The following is a 14,820-nucleotide window of genomic DNA, read 5'->3' on the forward strand; positions in this document are numbered from 1 at the left end:
ACCGACACGACCTCTTGGAGAGAGACCCGTGCCACCCAAGATCAAAAGCAGGAAGCCCACCGGCATCGTCCCGTGGCCGCTCGTCCTCATCGAAGGCGAGGAGGGCGCGGGCAAAACTTATGGAGCCGCCCTGTTCAGCGGCTCCGAGAAGATCGGCCAGATGTACTGGATCGACCTCGACGAGGGCTCCGCCGACGAGTACGCGGCCCTGCCAGACGCTCGGTACCTGATCATCGAACACGACGGCACCTACCGGGACATCTACGAACAGATCGAGGCCGTCTTCCACGAGGCCCGGCGAGCTGCGCTCGCGAAGGAGAAGCCGGTCGTCCTGACGATCGACTCGGTGAGCGCACTATGGCGCATGCTCACCGCGTGGACGCACGAACGGGCACGGCGAACCAAGAAGAACTCGCGCATCCTCGCCGAAGACCCGGATGCCGCCATCGACATCACCATGAACCTGTGGAACGACGCGGTCGAACGGTGGACCACCGTCCTCCACCTGCTCAAGACCTTCCCCGGCATCGTCGTCATCCTCGCCCGCGGCAAGCAGGTCAGCTCGGTCGACGAGAACGGCAACCCGATCACCGGCCGCAAGGAGTGGAAGGTGGTCGGCCACAAGGACCTCGTCTTCGACGCCTCGGTGTGCGTACGGATGCGACGCGGAGAAGACCCCGAGCTGGTCAAGATCCGCTCCCTGCGCATGCAGGTCAACCCCCGCCGGCCGCTCCAGCTCCCCGACTTCACGATCGAGGACCTGATCTTCAACAAGATGGGCTGCTCCATCGCCTCCCAGCCCCGGGACATCCCTGAACTCACCGCCGACCGCACCCGGCCGTGGCTTGCGAAGGTCGAGGCCGCGAAGGAGAAGGAGACACTCCAGGAACTCTGGCGCGAGGTCCACCCCGACAAGTCCGGGCTCAGCGAACAGGAAGCCCACACCGTGGCCGCCGCGATCCGCCGCCGCGTCGCCAAACTCGCCGAACCCGCGCGCGAGCTCGACGACCAGCCGCAGAGCGACGCCGACAAACTGCGTGCCGCCGCACAGGCCGCCGCGGACGCGGAGTCCGCCGACGCTGAGTTCGCCGCCGCCTGACCGGGCCGATCGCCCAACTGCACCAGACCTCTTGGAGAAGAGAACCCCCATGTCCGTCACCACCCTTACCGGTGTGCCGTCCATCTGGACCGCCGCTGACGCGGCCGACGCGCGCCGGCCACGCTCCCAGCAGACCCAACTCGGCGCCAGCGACACCGTCTGCGAACGCCGCGCCGCCTACAAGCACCACGGCCACCCGCCCACCGACCACGTCCACAGCCCGGCCGCGATCCTCGGCACCTACACGCACACCGGGCTGACCACCGCCGCCAAGCAGGAGTTCAACTGGCTCGTCGAACGCAAGGTCGCCGACGCCCAGGTGCGCGGCAGCATCGACATCGTCCAGCTCGACGCCCCCACCGCCCGAAAGCTCCCCTCCCGGCTTCGCCCGCTCATCCCGGCCGAAGCCGTCACGGTGGAGGACATCAAGACCAAGTCCACATGGCTGTGGGACAACGTCCTGCGCTACGGCGCCACCGACGCCGAACTGCGCCAAGTCCACCTCTACGCCGACCTGCTGCGCACCGCCGGGTTCGAGGACCGCAAGGGACAGCGGGTCATCGCCCGGCTCGGGCCCGTACCGGTCGAGCGGATCCGCCTGCGGTTCATCAACCGCGACAACGGCGCCGAGCACGTCCAGGAGATCGACTACGACCCGGCACGCGCCGAGGAGGCCCGCTGGTGGCTTGAGCGCGTCGCCGAGACCAGCAGCCCGGAGGAGGCCCGGCGAGACTTCAACGGGCCCGGCCTGGACGCCGTTTGCGACTTCTGCCCGTTCGCCACCGCCTGCTGGGGCATCCCCGCCCCCGGGCGCCCCGCGCAGACCACCCTCATCCACTCGGACGCTGACATCGAGGTCGCCCTCATCGACTACATCGCCGCGCACCAGCAGTGGGCACAGGCCGACCGCACCAAGAAGCTGGTCCGGAAGATGGTCGACGCCTCCCCGGAAGGTCGCTACGGCCCGAACGTCCTCAAGTGGGGAGGAGAGAACACGGTCGAGGAACCCGACCTCCCGGCGATGATCGAGCAGTTCGACGTGGCCGGGCTGGTGGTTCCGCTCAAGGCCGACCAGGACCAGATGGTCAAGCTCCTCAAGGCCGCCGGCCTGCCGGTGCCGATGCGCGAAAGCAAGCGGAAGACCTCGCGGACCATCCGGATCGTCCCCTACCGCGAGTAGCCCGCCCCCGCACGAGAGGAAACGATTCAGCACCGCCGAGGGGAAGTCGCAGCGTGTCCATCCACCTGATGATCGTCGCCAGCTACCTGGGGCCCGACGTCGTCAACCAGCCCCAGAAGCTCGCGCTGCAGAAGATCGCAGACAGCGCGGACGACGAGACGCGGCTGTCGCGGCCTGGCATGACCAGGCTGCGCGCCTTCGTCGGCGTCAGCGAGAAGCGGTGCACGACCATCGTCACTCAGCTGGTGGAGAAGGGGCTCGTGGAGCGGGTCGAGGTGGGCCGCCCGGGGAGGGCCGCGCTGTACCGGGTGTTTCCCCACGGCTCGCCGGGCATCCCGTCGACCGAAGAGCTGCGGGCCCGCCACGCGGCGGAGGACGCGGCGCCGAAGAACCCTGCGCTGGCGCGGACGGGCGTGCGCCGTGCCCGTCCGTCCGCGCCGGCCAGGACGGCCGCCGACGTGGCGGACCGAAAGGCCCGCGCGGAGGCCCCCGGCGACGGGTTCCCCGGGGGGAACCCAGAGGAACACCACGGGCAGGTTCCCCCGGGGGAACCAGTGGGTTCCGCCGGGGAAACCCAGCAGGTTTCGCAGGGGGAACCCTGTCCTTCCTCTGTTCTTCCTGACTCCTTCCTCAATCCCCCTACCCCCGCGGCTGGCGCCGCAGGGGCGACCCGCCCCGCCAACCCCGGCAAGGATCCGGACGCCCCGGCGGCCGGATGCCCCAGCCACCAGAAGCCTGCGGCGAACTGCCGGGCCTGCGGAACGAGCCCCAGGGCGCAGCGCGCCCGGCGGGATGCCGCCCGCAGGCAGGCCGACCAGGCGGAGGCCGAGCAGTTCCACCGGGAGCTGCGAGCGGAGGCGGGGGAGCGTCGCCGCAAGGCGGAACAGGGGGCCGACGCGATCAGCAAGGCGCAGGAGGCTGCGAAGGCGGCGGTGCGCCAGAGCCAGGAGAAGCGGAAGCGCACGGGCGGGCGTCGGCCGGTAACGAGTCGATGACGGATTGCCCTGCGCTTGATCACTAACAGGAGTGCGCGTAAAATTAAGACATAAGCCAGGTGGGTGACCCCGGGTCACCCACCTGGTCCGAACCGCCACCCTCACTTCTGAGATAGGTGGTAACTCAACCAGATGATGCTCACCATCAACCTCTTGGAGAAGTCGATGAAGCTGGCCCCCCTGCCCGACCACAACCTCGTCGCCGACCCGGCATGGAAGCACGTGTTCCACGCCTACAGCCACGTCGTCACCCCGCTGCGCCGACGCGGGCTGATCACCGACATGGAGATGTGCGGCGGCGAGAAGCTCATCACCGCCGAACTGCCCGACACCACCGTCCTGATGATCGGCACCGACACGGCCCTGCCGACCGACCCGCTTGACGTCAAGGGCTGGAACGTCAGCCGCCACTCCGACGACAACCCCACGATCTTCGACGTCGTCTACGACTCCACCCTCACCGGCGCGGACTGGGCGCAGCGCCAACTGCTCTCTCCGCTCTTTGTAGCTGTCGACGCCTACCTCGGGGCCCGCGACCTCCTGCCCCAGCGGCGCCCGACCCAGCCGATCGCGGTTCTGCGCCGTCAGACCACGACCACGGAAGGAGTCGCCCTCGCCCCGCACGACCGGGACTTCGTCGACCGCCGGCTCGCCGTCGCCGAGTACGTCAAGGCACACGACGAGCTCGCAGAGAACGGCTGGGCCCGCATCTACTCCCACCCCAGCAAGCAGTGGCCCACCAGTACCTGGCTGCGCGCCGACATGGTCCTGCGAATCGGCGTCGCCGACGCCGAGTTCACCACCTCGGACCGGAACCACACTCGTGGATGAGGCCCGCTGCCACTGCGTCATCGCGCACCCGGTCACCGACGAGGACCGCCAAACGCTGAACGAGGCCCTCGACTATGCCCGGTCCATCGGCGACGAGCAGGGGATCCTGCTCGCCGTCGCCCGGCTCACCACCGCCGGCTCCTGCCCGGCCCGGCGCACGGAGCAGCCGTGATCCTCCTCGGACTCATGGCCCTGAACGCCGCCGCGATCGTCACGTGGGCCGGTGTCGCGGTCGCCCACTACCGGTGGGAACGACGGGACGGCCTCTGCGCCCGCTGCCACCGGCCCCGCCACAGCAAGTAGCAACCCGCCCGGGCCCCGGCAACCGCCCGGGGGCCGGGCCCCGGCGGACCACCAACCGCGCCCCCGCGCGCCGGTCCGCCCCATCGACCTCTTGGAGAAGAGTCACATGTCCCTGACCGCCATCGACTTCTTGTGCGGCGCCGGCGGCAGCTCCACCGGCCTCGTCGAGTCCGGCATACAGCTGTTGCTCGGAGTCAACCACTGGAGCGTCGCGCTGCGCACCCACGCCGCGAACCACCCCACCGCCGACCACCTGCTCAGCGACGTCTCCGACATCCGGATGAAGTACCTGCCCAAGGCCGACATCCTCTGGGCGTCGCCGATCTGTACCGAGATCAGCCCCGCCGGCGGGCGCCGCCGTGAACCGCAGCCCGACAGCCAGCTCGCCCTGTTCGCCGAGGACGAGGACGGTTTCAAGTCCCTGCCGAAGGAAGCGTTCGAGCGCACCCGCGTCACCGCCTGGTGCGTCGTGCGCGCTGCCGAGACGCACTTGTTCAAGGCGATCGTGATTGAGAACGTCACCGAGTTCGTGACCGACTGGGCCCTGTTCAAGGTCTGGCTCAAGGCGATGGCCAGCCTCGGCTACCAGCACCAGATCGTGTCGGCGAACTCCGCGCACATCGGCGACGACACCAACCTGCCTGCCCCTCAATGGCGCGACCGGATCTACGTGATCTTCACCCCCAAGGGCGCCCGCAAGCCAAAGCTCTCACCTCGCCCGTGGGCGTTCTGCTTCCACTGCGCGGTCGACGTGAAGGCTCGTCAGAGCTGGCGGATCAAGGGCGCGCTGGCAGGGAAGTACGGATCGAGCTACGACTACCGCTGCCCGAACACCCGCTGCGGCCACGCCATCGTCGAGCCGTACGTCCGCCCGGCGGCCGCGGTCATCGACTGGAGCGACCTCGGCGCGCGGATCGGCGACCGCCGCAAGCCGCTGGCGGACACCACCATGGCGCGCATCCAGGCCGGACTGGACAGCTTCCCCCACCAGCCGAGCGCCCTGAGCCTCACCCACGGCAAGGACGGCACGGCCCGCAGCTTCGACCCGTACGCCCGGCCTCTGCCGACCAGGTCCACCAAGCAGGGCGAAGCCCTCCTCGTCCCGGTCGGAGGCTCGTGGAACACCACCGCCGCCGACCCCGGCGCCCCGTTCCGCACCCGCACCACCCGCGAGAGCGAAGCCCTCGTCACCGTGCCCGAGCCGTTCATCGTCGAGTTCCGCAACCACGCCACCACGGCCCCGATCAACGCGCCGCTGTCCGGCATCACCGCCCAAGGCAGGCACCACGGCCTGATCAGCGACGGCCGCAACGGCGTCGACCCGCACCGCAACACACTGGTCATCCCGTACCGGAAAGCTGCCGCGAAGACCGCCGGGCACCCCTTCCACACCATGACCACCCGGGCATCCGCTGCCCTCGTGCAGGCCGCGCCGGAGATCGACGACTGCTACTTCCGGATGCTCAAGCCGCGCGAACAGGCCAGCGCCCAGCGCCTTCCCGGCGACTACATCATGTTCGGCACCGACGCGGAGAAGACCATGCAGGCCGGCAACGCGGTCTCGGTCAACGCCGCCCACTGGATCGGCGCCCAGCTCCAGGAGGTGCTGTGATGACGTTCCCGGCCATCCCCCGCCGCACGCCGTTCCTGCTGCGCCTGCGCTTCCAGGTGGTCGACGACCCCGTCCCCGCGTGGGTGCTCACCGACACCCCCGACCTGCACTGCCGGCACTGCCACGGCGACGGCGGATGGCTCGGCGGCCTGCACTGGGACGCATGGATCCCCTGCATGTGCTGGGAGCCGGACTGGCAGATCCGCCTGACCCGCATCCCGCGCTTCCTCGCCGAGCGGCGCAGCCCGCTCGACCGCCGCTCCCGCCCGTGAACTTCCGCCTGGCCCGCCGCCGTCCGGCGGGCCAGGCCCCGAAAGGACCCGCCCCATGGTCTACACCGCGCTGCCGGTCACCGAGTCGTTCATCCCCGGCTGCTTCGGCAACCCGGTTTTCTCCCCGAAGGAGGGCGACTACAGCGACCGCACCGAGCTGGTGAAGCTGTGCCTGCCCGTCCTGCCGAAGTGCGGGCCCTGCCCAGTCCGCGCCCGCTGCGTCTACCAAGTCCGGCCCCGCCCGAGCAAGTTCGACGGCGTCTGCGGCGGACGCATCTGGTACCTCGGCGAAGTCGTCGCCACCCTCGACGACGCCGACGACCGCGAGCTGCCGCGCGCGCTGAGACCGCGCGATGTCTGCGGCACCCAGCAGGGCATCGACACCCACTACACCCGCGGCGAGCAGTACTGCACCCCCTGCCGCGACCTCAAGGGCAGCAGCGTCCAACTTCAGCTCATCGCCTGACACCGAAAGGCAGCGATCACATGCCCACCCCGAACAGCCTGACCGACCTCGCCACCGCCGCACTCAATGCACGGGCCGCCGCCCAGTCCACGGAGGCCAAACGGAAGTTGAAGCGAGTACTCGCCGACGTCACGACGGCCACCCGAAGCCGGTTCGGCCCCGAGGTCGCCGAACTCCTTACGTGGACCCTGACCCGCGACATCGGGGCAGGTATCACGCTGCATGCCGACCTGCCTGACACCCCCGGCTGGTACCTGCTCTGGAGTGCCGGGGACAACGTCTTCTCGCTCATTCGCCCGTGCCCGCTCGGAGATCACGAAGACCCGATCCGCGACCTGGCCGACCTCGGCGAGCACCTCCACGACTTGCGCACCGGCCACTGAACCGGCACGACCCCCAACCACCCTTCAGGAGCCAGACAGTGACCAACGAGCCGACCTTCTCCGAGATCGCGACCCGCGCGCTTGTCGAGAAGCGGGCGAAGCCCCGGGGGCCGATCAGCCCCGAGGCGCAAGCCGCCATACGCGGCCGCGAACGCATCGAGAAGCACAAGGAGGAACAGCGGACGAGCCCCAGCTACGCCGAACGCGCGGCGGCCCGCGCTGACGAAGCCGCCCAAAGCGCCTTCGGGATCACCGCAGCCAAGCACCTGATCTGGAAGGCGGATCCCACCGGCCAAGACGGCCTCGATGCAGCGTTCGCCGACATCCCAGGCGTCTCGGGCTACCGCCTCCACTTCAGCGGTGTCGACGAACAGTACGCGTTCGTACTCCACCGCCCCTGCGCGGAAGGCGGCCACCGCGATCTCGTGTACGGCATGTCCGACATCGGTGCTCACCTGGAGCGCGTGAAACAGCGGTGAAGCCCGCTGTCCTCGACCAATTTCCCGTGCTGCGCCCCGGATGGGGCCGGGCGCAGCACGGAGTCGACAACCGGAAGGACCAATGAACACCGCACGGATACCGACCGACCCGGGCCCCATTCCCCTGGTGATCGGCCTGGACCTCAGCCTGACCTCGACGGGCATCGCCGGTGTCGACTGGGCGGACGCGCTTCGTCCGAAGGCCGCCCTGCGCGGCCATGCCCGGATCGACTGGCATCTGCGGGAGATCAAGGAGCGCACGCGCCGGGCCGACCTGGTCCTGGTCGAAGGGCCATCGCACGGGCACGGCGGGCAGGCGTTCCACCACGAGCTGGCGGGCCTGTGGTGGCACGTCACCCAGGCGCTGTGGCAGCGCGCAATCCCGTACGCCGTTGTGCCGCCGTCCTGCCGGATCGTCTATGCCTGCGGGCGGGCGAACCCGGCACGGGACTTCCCGGCCAAGGGCCGCTCGCTGGTGGCGAAGGGGATGGTGCGTGACGCGGTGGCCACCCGGTACGGCCTGGAGTGCGAGGGGGCCGGGCGGTACGACAAGGCGGACGCGGCGGTGATGGCGCACATGGGGCGGGACTGGCTGGGACAGCCGGTGGTGCAGGTGCCGCAGATGCACCGGCGCGCCCTGGACGGGGTGGCCTGGCCCGAGCCGGCCGAGGCGGCACCAGCAGGCCCATGACCTGCGAAAACGAGAAAAGGATCATGAAATCGAACTGGACCCCCGGGCTGAATGCGTATAGAATTAAGACATGAGGGAGGGGGAAAGGCCCCCGAACAGGAGGAACTCGTGCACCCGCTGACCTACCCGATGGAACTCGGCTACAGCCGCCGCGACGGCTGGATCGTCGCCTACGGCCCGGCGGACCTGATCGCCAGCGGCCCGCTGTTCAGCGAGGCACTGGAGGCGGCCTACGGACTCGACCGCGACGGCGCGCACCGGGTGGCCAGCACGGTCGATCGCACGGCGCGCGCCGCCTGCAAGGCCACCAGCAACGGCTTCGGCTACCACTACTGGCTGGAGCAGGTGCCGGACACCTTCCTCTCAAGCCTCATCGACATCACCGTCCAGGCCGAGACCGAGCCCGACGACGCCCTGCGCGCACAGAAGCTCGGCTTCATCCTCCTCGGCCAGCTCGCCCACGAGCTTCACCGCCGCTAGCCCCACCTGGGGGGCCGCCAGCCGGCGGCCCCGCCCACCCCGAACCCATCGAGGGAGCCACCATGCCCGTCAATCACGCCAACATCCTCACTGCCCTGGACCTGCTGGACGGCGGTGCAGTCGAAGGCCACGTCCAGATAGCCCGCACCGGCCCGGTGATCATCACCGTGCGCCTCCACGAGAGCATTCGCCGCGACGTCTACGACGGCGTCCTCGTCGTCGTCACGACGCTGACCGCAGGCGAGATCAGCCGCAACTTCTTCCCGTTCAGCCACTACGCCACGCTCCCTGAGGCGGAGAACTCCAAGGTCACCACCTACAACCACCACGACGTGGCCATGGGGGGCGACATCACCCCCGCGCGGCTGCGCAGCTCGGTCGCCAACTACATCGCGCACTTCACCGAGACCCCGGCCTCCTGACCCCGCGGGTGGCCGCCCGGCGGCGGCCACCCGCCCCACCCCAGACAGGCGACCCCATGAACCCGAAACCCGCCCAGGTCTACGGCCTGCTCATCGACCCGGTCGGCACAGCCGCCCTGCTGGCCCTCCCGGGCCACGACCTCGTCACCGCACTACGCGAGCACACCGGACCCGGCGAACCGTCCACTATCACCTACGAGCTGTGCAACGGACGGGCGATCACCGTGGTCTGCACGACCGCGCCCGCGCCCAACGCGTACGCCACCGCCCTCATCGAGCTGATGGGGCACTCGTCGGGCACCACCCTGTACGGGCCGGTCATCCTCCTCGGCGCCCCCGACAACGGACGCCGACCCGGCAGCCTCCCGGAAGACCTCGCCATCGCGGCCCTCGCCCTGCTGCGGCACCTGCGCCAGGTGACGAACCCCAGCCCACCGAACAGCCAGGTGGCCGAGGCGTCTGCGTGATGGTCCGCCTCGACACCCGCTTCCTGGTCAGCGTCGACCGGTGGGTCGAAGCCGAAGGCTCCGGAGACGTCACCGTCGAGCGCAACATCTCCTACTGCATCTCCGACGCCAACTCCTGCCTGCCGGCCACCGCGGAGGAAGGCGGCCCCGCCTACCTCCGGCCCCGGCACTGGCGCACCCGGCGTACCACCGACCTGTTCGAGGACACCGTGCTGGTGGCCTGCACCTGGTCCATCGAGTGCGGGGCCGCCGACTGGATCGCCTACCGCGCACACTCCCCCTGGGGCGGCTCGGTGGCAGTGCCCGAAGGCCGCGCACGCCAGGACATCGCATGGGTCATCGGCGAGGAACTCGCCACCATGGCGCTGCTGTGCGAAAGCAGCGCAACCGTCCAGATCCTGCACCCCTACGCGCAGGTCTTCGACGACCAGTGGCGCACTAGCCCCCGCTCCCGCCGGCCCGGCCCGGAGTGGATCCGCCGCCCTTCCCCAGGGAGTGCCGGATGCTGACCGCCCTCACCGACCTGACCTGCGCCCAGTGCCGCATGTCGATCGAACCAGGAGACCCCACCGACTACATCTTCGACGACCTGTGCTGCGAAGACTGCGTCCTCGCTCACCAGTACGCGATCAGCGGACTGTGAACACCCGACCAAGGAAGCCCACTTGAACGACAACAACCGCGAGACCTTCTGGGGCCTCTGCATGATCCAGCTAGGCAGCGAGACCTTCATGCCGGCCGACGACTTCAATCCGGAGCGCCGTACGGTCTGCGTCCCGCTCACGTGGCGCGCGGTCAGCTGCCCGGCCGGACTGGACCCCGTCCGGTGGGCCATCCAAGAGCTGAAGGCGCTGGCCGAGATCCCCTTCACGGACGCTCTCGATGGCGCGGAGCCGCGCTTGGAGGCCGCGCGCATGGAGGAATGGCCCAGCGACGCCATCCAGCTGGACCACGCCCGGTTCGAGGGGGCTTGGACCGATGGGCAGCGCCGAGCGATTCTCGCGGTCTTCCCCGCGCACTGAACCTGCCATCGAGCACCGTACGGATGAACCAACACGGCGGCCTAGTTCCGCTTCGACATGAGGAGCATCAGCACTTGAACGACGACATCCGCGAGACCTTCGGCATCTACCTCGACGTCGACGGCGACTGCGACAACCTCGACTACACCGGCGGCACCGAGCCCCGAGAGATCATCGACTTCCACCTCGGCCCGAACCGCACCGTGCATCGCCTCGGGGAGCGGGCCACGTTCTTCGTCAGCGGCTCGCCCTACCGGCAGAGCGTCAACCGCTACGCCGAGGCCGCCTGGCGGCACCTCACCGGAGGCAGCCACCCGCCGCAGATGCGCGGCCTCGTCATTGTCACGGGCCCCGTTCGGCCAGACGGCACCATCCACCTCATCCAGGACCGCGAGCACCTGGCCGTCCTCGACGCCGCCGACACCGTGCCGTCCGCCTACCCCGGCCCCGTCGAGATCAGCGCCACACAGCTGCAGGGCACCCGCCGACAGCAGAACGACGCCTTCGCCGTCTACCACGACCACAAGAGCGGCGTCCATGCCTGGGCCGTCCTCGACGGTATCGGCGACGACCGCGCCGTCAACGACGCCGTACGGGACCTCGCTCCCCGCCTCGCCCGTGCCGCCGCCGAGTTCGGCGACCCTGAGGCCGCCCTACGCCTGATCCGGACCCAGACCCTCGACGAGTACGGGAGCCCCGACTGGGCACCCAGCGCCGTTGCCGTCGTCGCCACCTACCACCCGTGGTGGGGAGAGACCGATATCGCCTGGTGCGGCGACGCCCGCGCCTACCGGCAGGGTCCGGACGGCGTGGTCACCCTCCTCACCAAGGACCACAACGTCGCCCAGCAGCGAATCGACGCGGGAAAGATGCCGGACGAGAACGACCACAATCGGGCGCTGTCCTGGATCGCGGACGGGCCGATCGGGAGGATGCGGACCCCGGCTCGCGCCGGCGTGCGCCTGCTGCTCTGCTCGGACGGCGTCTACCACCCGCTGGAGAACGCCGAGCGCCAGGGCGTGGCGAACCGCCTCGACCTGCCGCTCAATCCGCAGGAGGCGGCCGGGCTCCTGGTGGGCGATGCCGTGGAGAGTGCCGGTGCAGACGGTGGAGCCGTGGACAATGCGACGGCACTCGTCGTCCAGTTCCGTGGCGAACTGGCTTCGCGGTGGAGGTAGTTGACCGGACGGATCTCTCGCCAGGCGAGTGGACCCCCACCCGTAATGCGTATAAAATAAAGGTGTAAGGCCGAGGTGATCCGCCCTGACACAAGGAGCACCCATGCAGGCCACCCTCAACCGCCCCGCCAACACCCACCACCACGCGGCCATCACCAACCTCGCCGCCCACGCCCACGGGCCCGCCCTCCTGGCCTCACAGCGCCTCATCGCCAACGCCACCATCGCCGCCTGGGCCCTGCGCCCCGACGACCAGCTCACCATCACCCAGGGCCAGTACGAGGAACTCGCCATGTACGCCGCCTACCCGTACGCCCTCGGCCAGGCCCTCGCCGCCAACGGCGACCGCCGCTACATCCGCAAGGTCATGGACCTCATCACCGTCCACGTGGCCGACCTCATCAACTGACCGCCCCGGCCGGGCCGCCCCGCGGCGGCCCGGCCCACCCCCTGGAGGCCCCAGATGCCCACCGGCTCGATACTCGCCCTTCCCACTCCGAGCGGATTCCTCGGCTGCGCCATCGACATCCTCGGCCAGCCCGCCGCCCGAGTGCCCCTCCTGCTCGACCTCGTCCGCAACCAGCACCACGAGGACGTCGCAGCCGTCATCGACCGCTACATCCTCGACCACCCTGCCGGCTGGCTCACGCTGCCCGAACGCGGCCTGCCCGGCGCCTGCTACTGCCACACCCGCGCCAAGCCAGTAAGCCGCGCCTTCACCGAGCAGACGGCGGACTCGCGCCACCCCTGGGTCTACCTCCTCAACACCACCCACCTGACGGTGCTGCGCAACCGCGGCGACGGCCACTTCATCAACAGCGGCGACTACCTGTGGGCTGACGAGCCCGCCGCCGACCCCGAAGCGCCCCTTCGTCCTTGGCGAGCCGTCTACTACCCGCCATTCGACTCCCCCCTGCCGAACATCCTCGCCATCGAGCCGGACCCCGACAGTCACGACCCCGAACTGGCTCTCGCCTGCCAGGAGAGCATCACCGTCAACGCCGCCACCGCCGCCGACGCCCTCCTGCTCGCCCACTCGGCCATCGCGCGCACCGTCAGCCAAGCCGACCGCTGACCCGAAGAGGAGACCCGACCGTGCAGCTCGACATCTTCGCCCAGGCCCCCGAGCCGAAGCCCACGCTCAAGCTTCACCCCCGGGCCCTGCCCGTTCCCGCCCCGGCGCCGAGCCCCACCTTCGCCGCGCCAGCCGCCGAGTTCCCCGCCCCGCTGGGCCGGCTGCGGATGCCCAGCCGCCCGAACGAGGCCGCCCACGAACTCGGGGAGGCCGTCGCTGCCGCCTGGTACCGCGCCCGCGGCGACCACCGCATGGAGATCCCCATCGGCGTGGTCGCAGGCGTCGCCCTGTGGCCGTTCAAGGGCGACACCGTCGCTCCGATCGTGGCCAACTGGTGGCGCGGACTTACTGCCGAGCAGACCACCGGCGCCCTGCGAGAGTCCTTCGCCCGCTGGTGGGTCTTCCGGCCCGACCTCGCCGAGGTCGCCCGCCCCATCCACGAATGGCTCACCGACGAGACCGTCACCAAGAAGTACGCAGAGCCCATCCGCGCCGCACTCCTCACCGCCCTCGACTACCGGCTCGCGGACCTCACCGGCAGCGACGACCAGCACCTCGCCTCCGCCGCCGATGTCCTCGGCCCCCTGCTGGCCCACTTCCGTTCGCGCGTCGAGCGCGACGCCCACGCGGAGTTCCACACCCCTCCCGAGATGGCCGACCTCATGGCGCGCATCCTGCTGCTGGACGGCGGCCTCGAACCGGGGCAGGCCTTCACCGACCCGGCGGGCGGCAGCGGCGGCCTGCTGCGCAGCTACGCCCAGGCGCTGCGCGAACGCGGCGCAGACCCTGCCGACCACCACTGGTCGGTGAACGACGTCAACCCGGTCGCGGCGGCCTGCTGCGCGGTGAACGCCACCCTGTGGGGCCTGGGACCCGATGTCCTCGTCTGGTGCGGGGACACCCTCGCCGAACCGGACGGGGCCCAGCGTGCGGCCCGAGTGCGCGCCGAGGTGATCGAGCACCGTGACCGCTACCTGGGCGTTGCCCGCATGGTCGCGCTCCTGGACCGGATGTCGGCGCCCGAGGGGGAGGAAGTGGCCGCCTGAGCAACGGCACTGAACCCATGCCCTAAATGCGCATAGAAAAAAGGCAAAAGGGGCTGGTCTGCCCACCAGCCCCGGCCCTCCCCGACCTCTTGGAGAAGAGATGAAGATCCACACCGCGGACATGTCCCGCATTGCCACCGCCACCGCCGAACTCCTCGGCGCCGACTGGAGCCTCGACACCGACCGCTCCGCCGACGCCGTCGCCTACTTCCAGGGACCTGACGGACGCCAAGCCGGAATCCGCACCCGCACCCACGGCCAAACCCTCCAGCTCTGGATCACCGGCGGCGACAGCTCCGCCCTCAAGCGCGGCGCGAACTACCACGCCGTCCTGTACCTGACCGACGTCACCGAACCGCTCGCCGCCATCGCTGGCGCCTTCGCCGTCGACCTCTTCCCCGCCTTCGACCACCCGCCGCTCGCCGTCGGCCACCGCCCCTGGCTCGACCTCGACGAAGACGACGCCGACGTCGACCAGCCCATCCCCACGCCGCCGCAGACCCCCGCCCCCGAATCCGACACCGCCGACCAGCAGTACCCCGCCACCGGCACCCCGAGCCCCGCCGCCAGCAACCCCGGCAGTACCACCCCGACCACCGCGCCCGACGCCGCCGAGCCGGACGCCAAGCCCACCCGCAAGCGCACCACCAGCGCCAAGGCCACGAAGGCCCAGGCCAACAAGCTCGCCCCGGCCCGCGCCCGCAAGACGACGACCTCCAAGGCGACGGACGCCAAGCCCAACCGGGCCCGCACCAGCACCAAGGCCAGCAGCACATCGAAGGCCTCGACGAAGAGCACGGCCTGACCGAACCCACCCGG

At 70.1% G+C, this 14,820-nt stretch carries 23 protein-coding genes; all 23 read left to right on the forward strand.

The annotated features are described in order from the left end of the window. The first annotated feature begins 28 nt into the window (after positions 1-28). The 23 genes from ACZ3TI_RS05025 to ACZ3TI_RS05135 all read left to right on the forward strand — a co-directional run bounded on the left by ACZ3TI_RS05025 (position 29) and on the right by ACZ3TI_RS05135 (position 14,806). Positions 29-1,099 carry an AAA family ATPase gene (locus ACZ3TI_RS05025; protein ID WP_465723483.1) on the forward strand — a complete coding sequence of 357 codons (1,071 nt, stop codon included), beginning with the start codon at positions 29-31 and terminating at the stop codon, positions 1,097-1,099. Between the two features lie 49 nt (positions 1,100-1,148). Beyond that, complete coding sequence (locus tag ACZ3TI_RS05030) at positions 1,149-2,279, forward strand: PD-(D/E)XK nuclease family protein (protein ID WP_465723485.1); 1,131 nt, start codon at positions 1,149-1,151, stop codon at positions 2,277-2,279. A 53-nt stretch (positions 2,280-2,332) separates the two neighbouring features. Continuing rightward, positions 2,333-3,274 (forward strand): hypothetical protein, encoded by a 942-nt coding sequence (locus tag ACZ3TI_RS05035; protein WP_465723487.1) that lies wholly within the window; start codon positions 2,333-2,335, stop codon positions 3,272-3,274. A 132-nt stretch (positions 3,275-3,406) separates the two neighbouring features. Continuing rightward, positions 3,407-4,105, forward strand: a complete 699-nt coding sequence (locus ACZ3TI_RS05040; RefSeq protein WP_465723489.1) for a hypothetical protein — start codon at positions 3,407-3,409, stop codon at positions 4,103-4,105. After that, on the forward strand, positions 4,098-4,277 hold the full coding sequence (locus tag ACZ3TI_RS05045; protein ID WP_465723491.1) for a hypothetical protein: 180 nt from the start codon (positions 4,098-4,100) through the stop codon (positions 4,275-4,277). Before ACZ3TI_RS05040 ends, ACZ3TI_RS05045 begins: the two co-directional genes overlap by 8 nt. After that, on the forward strand, positions 4,274-4,408 hold the full coding sequence (locus ACZ3TI_RS05050; RefSeq protein WP_465723493.1) for a hypothetical protein: 135 nt from the start codon (positions 4,274-4,276) through the stop codon (positions 4,406-4,408). The genes ACZ3TI_RS05045 and ACZ3TI_RS05050 overlap by 4 nt, the downstream gene beginning before the upstream one ends. 106 nt (positions 4,409-4,514) lie before the next feature. Continuing rightward, complete coding sequence (locus ACZ3TI_RS05055) at positions 4,515-6,020, forward strand: DNA cytosine methyltransferase (RefSeq protein ID WP_465723495.1); 1,506 nt, start codon at positions 4,515-4,517, stop codon at positions 6,018-6,020. After that, on the forward strand, positions 6,020-6,292 hold the full coding sequence (locus ACZ3TI_RS05060) for a hypothetical protein (protein ID WP_465723497.1): 273 nt from the start codon (positions 6,020-6,022) through the stop codon (positions 6,290-6,292). Before ACZ3TI_RS05055 ends, ACZ3TI_RS05060 begins: the two co-directional genes overlap by 1 nt. Before the next feature lie 55 nt (positions 6,293-6,347). Next, the gene (locus ACZ3TI_RS05065; protein ID WP_465723499.1) at positions 6,348-6,758 is read left to right on the forward strand and encodes a hypothetical protein; all 411 of its coding nucleotides are present in this window, start codon (positions 6,348-6,350) and stop codon (positions 6,756-6,758) included. A 20-nt stretch (positions 6,759-6,778) separates the two neighbouring features. Further along, positions 6,779-7,141 (forward strand): hypothetical protein, encoded by a 363-nt coding sequence (locus tag ACZ3TI_RS05070; protein WP_465723501.1) that lies wholly within the window; start codon positions 6,779-6,781, stop codon positions 7,139-7,141. A 38-nt stretch (positions 7,142-7,179) separates the two neighbouring features. Beyond that, the gene (locus ACZ3TI_RS05075) at positions 7,180-7,620 is read left to right on the forward strand and encodes a hypothetical protein (protein WP_465723503.1); all 441 of its coding nucleotides are present in this window, start codon (positions 7,180-7,182) and stop codon (positions 7,618-7,620) included. 82 nt (positions 7,621-7,702) lie between these two features. Beyond that, positions 7,703-8,311 carry a hypothetical protein gene (locus ACZ3TI_RS05080; RefSeq protein ID WP_465723504.1) on the forward strand — a complete coding sequence of 203 codons (609 nt, stop codon included), beginning with the start codon at positions 7,703-7,705 and terminating at the stop codon, positions 8,309-8,311. A gap of 108 nt (positions 8,312-8,419) precedes the next feature. After that, positions 8,420-8,791 (forward strand): hypothetical protein, encoded by a 372-nt coding sequence (locus tag ACZ3TI_RS05085; protein WP_465723506.1) that lies wholly within the window; start codon positions 8,420-8,422, stop codon positions 8,789-8,791. 62 nt (positions 8,792-8,853) lie between these two features. Beyond that, positions 8,854-9,213 (forward strand): hypothetical protein, encoded by a 360-nt coding sequence (locus tag ACZ3TI_RS05090; protein ID WP_465723508.1) that lies wholly within the window; start codon positions 8,854-8,856, stop codon positions 9,211-9,213. Between the two features lie 56 nt (positions 9,214-9,269). Then, positions 9,270-9,680: a hypothetical protein gene (locus ACZ3TI_RS05095; protein WP_465723510.1), complete on the forward strand. Its 411-nt coding sequence runs from the start codon at positions 9,270-9,272 to the stop codon at positions 9,678-9,680. Then, entirely contained in the window at positions 9,680-10,189 is a 510-nt protein-coding gene (locus tag ACZ3TI_RS05100; RefSeq protein WP_465723512.1) for a hypothetical protein, read from the forward strand. Before ACZ3TI_RS05095 ends, ACZ3TI_RS05100 begins: the two co-directional genes overlap by 1 nt. Next, positions 10,183-10,323, forward strand: a complete 141-nt coding sequence (locus tag ACZ3TI_RS05105) for a hypothetical protein (RefSeq protein WP_465723514.1) — start codon at positions 10,183-10,185, stop codon at positions 10,321-10,323. The genes ACZ3TI_RS05100 and ACZ3TI_RS05105 overlap by 7 nt, the downstream gene beginning before the upstream one ends. 22 nt (positions 10,324-10,345) lie before the next feature. After that, positions 10,346-10,702 carry a hypothetical protein gene (locus ACZ3TI_RS05110; protein ID WP_465723516.1) on the forward strand — a complete coding sequence of 119 codons (357 nt, stop codon included), beginning with the start codon at positions 10,346-10,348 and terminating at the stop codon, positions 10,700-10,702. 74 nt (positions 10,703-10,776) lie between these two features. Then, entirely contained in the window at positions 10,777-11,880 is a 1,104-nt protein-coding gene (locus ACZ3TI_RS05115; protein ID WP_465723518.1) for a PP2C family protein-serine/threonine phosphatase, read from the forward strand. 103 nt (positions 11,881-11,983) lie between these two features. Beyond that, positions 11,984-12,289: a hypothetical protein gene (locus ACZ3TI_RS05120; RefSeq protein ID WP_465723520.1), complete on the forward strand. Its 306-nt coding sequence runs from the start codon at positions 11,984-11,986 to the stop codon at positions 12,287-12,289. A 54-nt stretch (positions 12,290-12,343) separates the two neighbouring features. Continuing rightward, on the forward strand, positions 12,344-12,955 hold the full coding sequence (locus ACZ3TI_RS05125) for a hypothetical protein (RefSeq protein WP_465723522.1): 612 nt from the start codon (positions 12,344-12,346) through the stop codon (positions 12,953-12,955). A gap of 20 nt (positions 12,956-12,975) precedes the next feature. Continuing rightward, complete coding sequence (locus ACZ3TI_RS05130; RefSeq protein WP_465723524.1) at positions 12,976-14,001, forward strand: N-6 DNA methylase; 1,026 nt, start codon at positions 12,976-12,978, stop codon at positions 13,999-14,001. A 100-nt stretch (positions 14,002-14,101) separates the two neighbouring features. Beyond that, positions 14,102-14,806 carry a hypothetical protein gene (locus tag ACZ3TI_RS05135; RefSeq protein ID WP_465723526.1) on the forward strand — a complete coding sequence of 235 codons (705 nt, stop codon included), beginning with the start codon at positions 14,102-14,104 and terminating at the stop codon, positions 14,804-14,806. Positions 14,807-14,820: the final 14 nt, after the last annotated feature.

The sequence above is a fragment of the Kitasatospora sp. NPDC023120 genome (assembly GCF_055560835.1).